The organism is Cutibacterium sp. KBN10P07758 (assembly GCF_050286205.1).
Lineage (GTDB): Bacteria > Actinomycetota > Actinomycetes > Propionibacteriales > Propionibacteriaceae > Cutibacterium > Cutibacterium acnes.
Genome location: NZ_JBNNQV010000001.1, coordinates 2,486,627 through 2,495,333, shown reverse-complemented (window position 1 = coordinate 2,495,333; position 8,707 = coordinate 2,486,627). Strand labels below are relative to the sequence as shown.

Sequence of the window (8,707 nt, the reverse complement as noted above, 5' to 3'; positions counted from 1 at the left end):
CAGCTGCGCCCGATGGGGCGTGCGACTTCGGGCGTTACCGGCATGAAGTTCCGTGGTGATGACGAGTTGCTGTCAATGTCGATCATCCACTCCGACATGCCTGAGGATGATCGGTTCGTTTTCACAGCAACCGGTGGCGGCTACGCCAAGCGCACTGCTGTGTCGGAGTACCGTCAGCAGGGGCGTGGGGGAGTCGGCATCAAAGCGATGGCCCTCAGTGAGGAGCGCGGCTCCCTGGTTGGTGGCCTGGTGGTCAGCGAGGCTGACGAAATCATCGCGATTAAGACGTCAGGTCAGATCACCCGATCGGCCGTGTCTGAGGTGCCCGCCAAGGGACGCTCCACGATGGGGGTCAAGTTCGTCTCCGTACGAGGTGGCGACGCTGTCTCAATCATCGCTGTCAACCCCGAACATACCGTCGAGGAGGAAGTCGCTGACGAATCAGTGGAAACTGTTGAAGGCGATGCCACGCAGGCCCAATCGGGAGGTGTGGTTCGGCGAAGCGATACTGTGGACGACGACCGTGCCGTCGATACGGCGGGAAACGACATGAAGCCGGAGGACAACGGTGAGTGACGAGAAGAAGGTGACGCATCCCGGTCCCGACGACCCGGAGGCAATCCACTGGACCGCCGGTGATGCCCGCCGTACCTTCCACGAGAAGGGCGAGGAGCGCCCTGATCCGCGTCAGGAGTCTGATCGCAAACGGACGACGGCGTCTACCCCGTTGAGGCGTACTGATTCGCGTGGCGCCCAGGGGGAGAAAGCCCCGAACCAGCAGGAGCCGCATCGTTCGCCTCAGGCGCATCAGCCGGCACGCGCTCCGAGGCGCACACGTAAGGCTCGGTTGCGCTTGACTCGCGTCGATCCGTGGTCGGTCATGAAGACCTCTCTATTATTCGGTGTGGCTGGCGCGGTGATTTTCTTTATCGCGACCTGGATCATTTGGGGCATCATCGGTGCTTCGGGTGCCTTTGATTCCATGAATAAGGTCGTCAACGACCTCATCAGTTCACCGAGTTCGACGTCGAAGTTTGAGCTGTCTGACTACGTCAATACTGGGCGTGTATTGGGTTTGACTGCCCTTATCGGCGCCATTAATGCGGTGTTGTTTACGGCGATCTCGACCTTGTTTAGCTTCCTCTACAACTTGGCTGCCCAGATTATGGGTGGCTTGGAGGTCACTCTCGCCGAAGACTGAGTTCGGTGCCCGGAACTGCGCACCGAACTCGTCATCGAGGCCGACGTCACCCTGCTGTATGGGTGGGATGTAACGGGAAATGCCAGGAGTCGCGGCGCTCAGGCTGGACGCACCGACTCATAGACCTCTCGTACCGCCTTGGCCGAGACCAACAGTTTCTCTTGCTCCCACTCGTCCAAGACGATGTTGAGGTGATGTTCGACCCCGTGGCCACTGACCACCGTTGGCAGCGACAGGGATACCTCACTGTGGAATCCCAGCACCCCGTCGGCTAGCGTGCATACCGGATGGATGGACCGTTGGTCGAGCAGCATGGCCCGTGCCAAGCTCACCGCCGCCTTCGAGATACCCGAGGACGTCCAGCCCTTGCCCTCAAGGATATCGAAGGCCGACTGTACGACGCTGTTGCCCACCTGGTCGGGGGACAACGGTTGCAGCCCCAGGGCGGTCGTCGCCTCGGCGAGGGTCAGACCACCGATAGAGGCATGCGAGAGGTAGGGAAATGCTGTCGCCCCGTGCTCTCCCAACATGAAGGCTTGCACCGAGTCGGGACTGACGCCGGCCCAGTCGGCTAGGTGACGGCGCAGTCGGGCTGAGTCGAGGGCGGTTCCGGTGCCAACGACGAGGTTCGTCGGATAGTCGAACTCGGTTGCCGCGATATGGACGTTAACGTCTAGTGGGTTAGTAATGAGGATGATGGGTGCGCTGTGGGTGTATTGGCAGATGTTGCCCATCACCTCGCGGATGACCTTCGAGTTGACTTGGGCCAGCGAGTTACGTGAGTCATGGCCGCCGCCGTAGCTGTCAGGCAGGACGGAGGGACCAGCGGAGACGATGATGACGTCGGCGCTGCGACATGCGTCATAGTTGGCTGCCGTGATGGTGGTCGTCATGGCGGGGGCGACGGCGGTGGCCTGGTGGTTGTCGAGAGCTTGGCCGTCACGGACCTTTTTGTCGACATCAATGAGCGATATACGCGAGAAGAGTCCCAAGGCTGCGGCATTGGTGACGACGTCCGAGCCGACGTGGCCGATCCCGATAACGACGAGGTGCGGTGCAATTGACATGGGTGTGATCCTTCCGTTGACGTTCATCGTCTCACGTGGTACACCACCGTCTCTGACAGTGAGACGTGGTGGCGAGCTTGTCTGCTCCTGCTTAGCACGTACTGCAACGAACTGGAACAGAGTTGCAGTAGCTGGTAATGCGGCGAGTTTAGTGCTTCACGACAGTGTCTGACACGAAGCCGTGACAGTACGTTCCAGTGTGTTTGAGTGCGCATGACGTTGAGGCGGCCGAGAGCTGCGGTCTCGGTGTGGCAAATGTGTTCGTCGTTGGGTTAGTTGCCACTCCTCATGGCACGACCCTGTGTTGTGTGCAGGATTGCCACAGCTTTGATGAGGACATAGTTGATGAGGGACTGGCAGGGATAGCCGGGGACGTGGGGCGGATTCTGTAGTACCCCCTTGACACTCAATGCTGAATGTGGTTCCGTGTAAATCACACACTCATGGAAACGTTTCCATAAGGTGGACATGGGAAAACTCTTCGACACCTCACACTCGACGACGAGAGGAGGGAAAGATGACTCACAAACCGACGATCAAGGATGTCGCTCGGTTGGCAGGAGTGTCGCTGGGGACGGCATCGCGAGTTCTTAACGGCAGCTCCGCGACCTCCGAGGCGTCCCGCAGCGCGGTGCACAACGCAGCCCATGAGTTGGGATATCTGTCGAATGCTCACGCTAGGTCCTTGCGTTCATCCCACAGTGGCGTCATCGGGTTGGTCGTCCCAGATATCCGTAACCCGTATTTTGCTGAGTTGGCGTCGGTCGTTGAAAATGCGTGCCTCGCTTATGGTTGGGCAACTTTGCTGTGCAATGCCGACGAGTCTCCCGACCAGTTCAACCGGTACGTCAACACTCTGCGTCGTCAGAGAGTTGACGGGGCGATCGTGACGCCCACTGGCAGCGGCGGGCAGGCCGTCAAAGACTTAGTTGACGACGGCGTTCAGGTGGTGTGCGTGGACCGTGAAATCACGGGGTCGCCTCTGCCAGCCGTCACCTCTGATCCCTGGAATGGAATGAGACAGGCCGTCCACCACCTGGTGGATCACGGGCATCGCAGGATCGGTTTCATTACCGGACCACAACAAACTTCAACCGGTCTGGAGCGTTATCAGGCCTATCGTCAACTGTTGGCTGAACATGGACTGGAGGTTGACGAGGACCTCGTTGTCGAAGGCGACTTTCAGGAGGAGTCAGGACGCATGGGTGCCCGACGACTACTTGACGGTGGTGCAACTGCCATTTTTGCGTCCGACTCCCTCATGTCGATGGGGGCGCTGCGGACATGCATTGACCAGGGGGTTCGCATCGGTGACGAGATCGACCTGGTCGGTTTCGACGACCTGCCGGTATTCAGCCTCACCAATCCCGCCCTCACCGTCGTCGCCCAGGATATTGACGCCATGGGGAAGGTCGCCGTCGATCTACTTAACCGTGCCATGTCTGGGGAGCCCACCAGCTCCGCCCGCTTGGACACCCACCTCATCGTCAGGGCATCAACTCGAATGGTCAAGGAGAACCAGTGACAACAGTACTTCGACTCGACCACGTCACTAAGGCTTTCGGACCCGTCAAGGTCATCCAAGACGTATCGGTGGACGTCATTCCTGGCAGGGTGCGCGTCCTGCTCGGTGAAAACGGAGCCGGAAAGACCACCCTCATCAAGATGATGAGCGGCATTTATCACCCCGACTCTGGTTCGGTTGTCATTGACGACACACCCGTTGAACTGCCTACTGTTAAGGCTGCCGAAGCTCGGGGTATCGCGACGATCCACCAGGAACTTAATCTCGTTCCGCAGATGTCGGTGGCTGAGAACATCATGCTTGGACGCACCCCCAGCCGGGGCGGGCTGGTGAATTGGGGCTTGATGCGGGCTCAGGCCCGTGCTGCGCTGGAGCGGATTGGTTTAGACGTCTCCCCGGACCGCCTCGTCGGTTCGCTGAGTACTGCCCACCAACAGCTCGTGGAGATCGCGCGAGCTCTGTCGATGGATGCCAGGGTGCTCATCCTTGACGAGCCCACCGCTGCTCTGACGCGCAAGGAGTCTGGCCAGCTCTTCGAGGTGATGGATGACCTCAAGACTAAGGGCGTGGCGATGGTGTTCATCTCCCATCACCTCGACGAGATTCCCCGCGTCGGTGACGACGTTTCGGTGTTGCGCGACGGCACTCTCGTAGGGGAGGTACCGGCCCGTACCTCGGAACGTGAGCTGGTCACGATGATGGTCGGCCGCGACATTGACGACCAGTTCCCGCGCCATCGCGGTGAGGTCGGAGAGGTGTTGCTATCGGTTACGGGACTCAGCCGCGAAAGGGCATTTCAAGATGTCGGGTTCGACTTGCACGCCGGCGAAGTGTTGGGTCTGGCGGGTCTGGTGGGAGCCGGACGCACCGAGGTGCTGCGCGCCATCGCCGGAGCCGATAAATACGACTCAGGCACCGTGCGTGTGCGTGGTAAGGAGCTCCCGAAAGGAAAGATTTCGCGCGCAATCGTCGACGGTATCGGCCATGTGCCGGAGGAACGCAAATCGCAGGGATTAGTTCTCGATGCTTCGGTTAACGAGAATCTCGGTTACGCGACCATGAAATCGACCTCGCACGCGGGATTAGTTGATCGCTCTGGGCAACGTCGACGCGCTCAGAATGTTGCTGAGAAGCTGAGGGTCAGAATGGCTAGCTTGGATCAGCCGGTGCGCAATTTGTCTGGTGGTAATCAGCAGAAGGTTGTTATTGGACGCTGGATTCTCGCGGACTCGTCAATTCTGTTGCTTGATGAGCTAACCAGGGGTGTCGACGTCGGCGCCAAGGTCGAGATCTACCAGCTTATTAATGCTGTTACCGATGCCGGGGGCGCCGTCCTCATGGTTTCCAGCGAGCTTCCCGAGGTCATCGGGATGAGTGACCGGATCCTCGTCATGTCCCATGGCCGAGCGATGGGGATCCTCGACGCCAAGGCGGCCACTGAAGACGCTGTCATGGAGCTAGCGGTGGCTTCCGTCGATCCTGTTGATGAAAAAACAGGATGAATCCCGTATTCATTCTTAATGCCGAAAAGTACTGAATGTCGTCTTCTCTCGATCGGTGATGATCTGGAAAGGAAAAATCATCGTGACTACTACATCAACCGCTACTACGCAAAGACCGTCAGTTGGCAGGAAAGTTGGTTCCTGGTCCCTTAATCATGGTGCTCTCGTAGGCCTTATTATTCTCTGTATTGCTCTGTTTATTGCGACTCCAGTATTCCTCACTGTGCCGAATATCATTAATATCGGAATCCAAGCCGCGGTGGTGGCGATTATGGCCTTCGGTATGACCTTCGTCATCGTTACCTCCGGCATTGATTTGTCTGTGGGTTCGGTCGCAGCTCTTTCAGCCATGGTCTCAGCATGGATGTTCTCTAACGCTGGTCTGCCAGGCTGGCTCACCCTTATCATCGGCCTGCTAATCGGACTGCTTGCTGGAGCTGTTTCCGGTCTGGCCATCGCCTATGGCAAGTTGCCTGCCTTTATCGCCACGCTGGCCATGATGAGCGTCGCACGCGGACTAACTCTTGTTATCTCTGGCGGCACCCCCGTCGCCACCTCTGACGCAGTGAACCAGCTGGGTGCTGATGTTGGGCCAATTCCGGTGCCTGTCATCATGCTCGCCCTAGCCGGTGTGGTGTGCTGGTTCATGCTGTCGCGTACGGTGCTGGGGCGTTCTCTCTATGCCATTGGTGGTAACGAAGAGGCTGCTCGTCTCTCCGGTATTCCGGTGCGTCGCATCCTCGTCACTGTCTACGCTCTGGCCGGTGTTTTTGCTGGCCTAGCTGGTCTGGTGTTGGCTGGTCGGCTCTCCTCAGCCCAGCCTCAGGCGGGGTTCGGGTATGAGCTTGATGCCATTGCAGCTGTCGTTATTGGTGGAGCCTCATTGTCAGGAGGTTCTGGAAAGGCAAGCGGCACTTTTATTGGTGCTGTTTTACTAGCCGTTATTCGTAACGGTCTTAATATTCTTAACGTTACCTCGTTCTGGCAGCAGGTTGTTATCGGCTGCGTTATCGCGCTGGCTGTCGGATTCGATGTCTTCAGGTCTAAGAAAGAATCCTGAATAAGCGCTCATGCACGAACTATTGTGTAACAAGAGAAAGGTAGAACAATGAAGTTCAAGTCTACTAAGGTGCTCGCGACGGCAGTTGCCGTGACGATAATAGCGACTGGTGTGGCCGGTTGTAACCGTGACGGTGGAGCTGGTTCATCTGCATCGGGCACGGTGGTGTTTGCCGTCTCCACGCAAACTAACCCGTTCTTCGTTCAGCTTGTGGATGGGGCAAAGAAGGAGGCTAAGGCCAAGGGAGTTAACCTTCAGGTGCAGGACGCGTCAGACGACGCCGCCACCCAGGCCAACCAGCTTGCTAACGCGGTATCTACCTCAGCCAAAGTAGTTATCGTCAATCCGACTGATTCTGACGCCGTTGCGCCGTCTGTGAAGGCCCTCAATAAGGCGAAAATCCCGGTGATTACGGTCGACCGCAGCTCCAGCAGCGGTGATGTTGCTTCCTTCATTGCATCTGACAACATTGCTGGTGGTATCGATGCCGCCAAGAAACTCGCTGAGATCATGGGAGACAAGGGTGAAGTCATCCACCTACAGGGAACCCCGGGTGCCTCGGCTTCCCGTGACCGTGGTAAGGGATTCAGCGAGGAAATCGCCAAACATCCAGGCATCAAAGTGGTCGCCAAGCAGACTGCCAATTTTGATCGCTCTAAGGCTCTCGACGTGACGACTAATCTCATGCAGGCTCACTCCAAAGCCACGGGTATTTTCGCCGAAAACGACGAGATGGCTATTGGTGCTATTTCCGCCCTGGGCTCGAAGGCTGGCCAAAGCGCCAAGGTTGTAGGTTTCGACGGTACTGCTGACGGTATCAAGGCCGTTAAGGCTGGAACCATGGGAGCGACGATTGCTCAGCAGCCTGCCTTGCTGGGCAAGACCGCGGTGGACCAGGCGGCCGACATATTGGCTGGCAAGCAGGTTTCTAAGACCACCCCAATCAAGGTTGTGCTGGTGACCAAGGACAACGCGAAGGACTACGAATGAGCGGCGCGACAGCGAAAGTCACCGTCGTCGGATCGATCAATGCCGACATGAGGGTCGGCGTGGAGAGATTTCCGGGCCCAGGGGAGACCCTGGCCGGAGGTGAGGCGACACTGACCCCCGGCGGTAAGGGAGCTAACCAGGCTCTTGCGGCGGCGCGATGTGGCGTTCAGGTGGCGATGGTCGGAGCTGTGGGGAAGGACCCGACGGCTGAAACCGCCCTATCCCTACTATCGGAAGGCGTTGGCCTTGATGGCGTGGTCCGTCGTGACGTATTGACGGGGACGGCCGTCGTCATGGTCGCGGATTCCGGAGAGAACTCAATTATCGTCATCGCGGCCGCTAATGGGACCGTTGATGCACAGACCGTCCGGGCTCAGGCCGAGCGCATCCAGGACGCTGACGTGGTGGTGTGTCAAGGTGAGATTCCGCCTGACGGGATTGCCGAAGCTGCTCGCGGCGCCAAACGATTCGTGTTCAATCTGGCACCGGTTGTTGACGTTGATCCAGAGGTCATTCGCATGGCCGACCCGCTGGTAGTTAACGAACATGAGGCGGCCTTGGTGGCTCTTGCTTTGGGATCGACGACTTCTCGTCTTGAGGATGATCCTGACGCAGCTTTGCGCGAGCTGTTGAACCTTGGGTGCCGCAGTGTTGTCATCACCTTGGGATCGGCAGGATGCATCGTCGGCGGGCCGGAAGGGTTCGACGCCGTGGCTGCGGCGACCGTGAAGGCTGTCGATACCGTCGGTGCGGGAGATGCTTTCGTTGGTGCGTTGGCTGCAGAACTGGCTCGTGGCCGTACTCTTGTCGAGGGTTGCCGTTTTGCTACCGCGGTGGCGACTTTGACGGTGACCAAGCCGGGGGCACAAGCCTCCTACCCCAGTGCTGACGAGGTGGAGAGCATTCGTCGAGGAGAACACGCATGAAGAAGAGCGGACTGCTTAATCCCCAATTGTGTGCGGCGGTGGCCAGGTTGGGGCACACCCAGACCTTCGTCGTTGCTGATGCTGGGTTGCCGATTCCTCATGAGGTCCCGGTGATTGACCTCGCTGTGGTGCTGGGAACCCCGAGGTTCCAGGAGGTTTTCGACGCCATCCTCGACGAAGTGGTCGTGGACGGAGCCACGATTGCTCACGAGGCTCTCGGGCATGAACCGGAATCTTGGGTGAGAGAACGGATTGAAGAGGTTCGCACGGTCAGTCATGAGGACCTCAAAAAGGCGCTGCCCAACGTCTCTTTCGTCGTGCGGACGGGAGAGACGACGCCGTATTCCAACGTCATCGTGCGTTGTGGAGTACCGTTTTGATGGACGTGCGACACCTCGATCAGATCCCGATTTGGTTCTTCGGAGCGTGATCCAGT

The 8,707-nt window shown here is 58.4% G+C and carries 9 protein-coding genes; 8 read left to right on the top strand and 1 reads right to left on the bottom strand.

Features of this window, described 5'->3' with window-relative positions:
- Window positions 1-576 (top strand): DNA gyrase C-terminal beta-propeller domain-containing protein (locus ACOYO3_RS12230; RefSeq protein ID WP_427305908.1); only part of this gene is annotated, 576 nt, incomplete at its 5' end.
- Window positions 569-1,201 (top strand): DUF3566 domain-containing protein, encoded by a 633-nt coding sequence (locus ACOYO3_RS12225; protein ID WP_002517390.1) that lies wholly within the window; start codon window positions 569-571, stop codon window positions 1,199-1,201. The genes ACOYO3_RS12230 and ACOYO3_RS12225, both read left to right, overlap by 8 nt.
- 98 nt (window positions 1,202-1,299) lie before the next feature.
- Here ACOYO3_RS12225 and ACOYO3_RS12220 read toward each other — a convergent pair whose 3' ends face one another.
- Window positions 1,300-2,295: an L-lactate dehydrogenase gene (locus ACOYO3_RS12220; protein ID WP_002518560.1), complete on the bottom strand. Its 996-nt coding sequence runs from the start codon at window positions 2,293-2,295 to the stop codon at window positions 1,300-1,302.
- Window positions 2,296-2,785: 490 nt separating this feature from the next.
- Between ACOYO3_RS12220 and ACOYO3_RS12215 the strand changes: the two genes are divergently transcribed.
- From ACOYO3_RS12215 to rbsD, 6 genes are read left to right on the top strand one after another with little or no spacing between them, the layout of a single operon-like run.
- Window positions 2,786-3,793, top strand: coding sequence for a LacI family DNA-binding transcriptional regulator (locus ACOYO3_RS12215; protein WP_002515911.1), 1,008 nt, complete (start codon window positions 2,786-2,788; stop codon window positions 3,791-3,793).
- Window positions 3,790-5,295 (top strand): sugar ABC transporter ATP-binding protein, encoded by a 1,506-nt coding sequence (locus ACOYO3_RS12210; RefSeq protein ID WP_002524572.1) that lies wholly within the window; start codon window positions 3,790-3,792, stop codon window positions 5,293-5,295. The genes ACOYO3_RS12215 and ACOYO3_RS12210 overlap by 4 nt, the downstream gene beginning before the upstream one ends.
- A 58-nt stretch (window positions 5,296-5,353) precedes the next feature.
- On the top strand, window positions 5,354-6,355 hold the full coding sequence (locus tag ACOYO3_RS12205) for an ABC transporter permease (RefSeq protein WP_002518564.1): 1,002 nt from the start codon (window positions 5,354-5,356) through the stop codon (window positions 6,353-6,355).
- 48 nt (window positions 6,356-6,403) lie between these two features.
- Window positions 6,404-7,345: a substrate-binding domain-containing protein gene (locus ACOYO3_RS12200; RefSeq protein ID WP_002515915.1), complete on the top strand. Its 942-nt coding sequence runs from the start codon at window positions 6,404-6,406 to the stop codon at window positions 7,343-7,345.
- Window positions 7,342-8,271 (top strand): ribokinase, encoded by a 930-nt coding sequence (locus ACOYO3_RS12195; protein ID WP_002515739.1) that lies wholly within the window; start codon window positions 7,342-7,344, stop codon window positions 8,269-8,271. The genes ACOYO3_RS12200 and ACOYO3_RS12195 overlap by 4 nt, the downstream gene beginning before the upstream one ends.
- The gene (gene rbsD, locus ACOYO3_RS12190) at window positions 8,268-8,651 is read left to right on the top strand and encodes a D-ribose pyranase (RefSeq protein ID WP_002524573.1); all 384 of its coding nucleotides are present in this window, start codon (window positions 8,268-8,270) and stop codon (window positions 8,649-8,651) included. The genes ACOYO3_RS12195 and rbsD overlap by 4 nt, the downstream gene beginning before the upstream one ends.
- The last annotated feature ends 56 nt before the right edge of the window (window positions 8,652-8,707 follow it).

Bases quoted from the DNA above. Each gene is read 5' to 3' on its own strand.
- ACOYO3_RS12220 (WP_002518560.1), bottom strand. From the start codon at position 2,295: ATGAACGTCAACGGAAGGATCACACCCATGTCAATTGCACCGCACCTC.
- ACOYO3_RS12215 (WP_002515911.1), top strand. From the start codon at position 2,786: ATGACTCACAAACCGACGATCAAGGATGTCGCTCGGTTGGCAGGAGTG.
- ACOYO3_RS12205 (WP_002518564.1), top strand. From the start codon at position 5,354: ATGATCTGGAAAGGAAAAATCATCGTGACTACTACATCAACCGCTACT.
- ACOYO3_RS12200 (WP_002515915.1), top strand. From the start codon at position 6,404: ATGAAGTTCAAGTCTACTAAGGTGCTCGCGACGGCAGTTGCCGTGACG.
- ACOYO3_RS12195 (WP_002515739.1), top strand. From the start codon at position 7,342: ATGAGCGGCGCGACAGCGAAAGTCACCGTCGTCGGATCGATCAATGCC.
- rbsD (WP_002524573.1), top strand. From the start codon at position 8,268: ATGAAGAAGAGCGGACTGCTTAATCCCCAATTGTGTGCGGCGGTGGCC.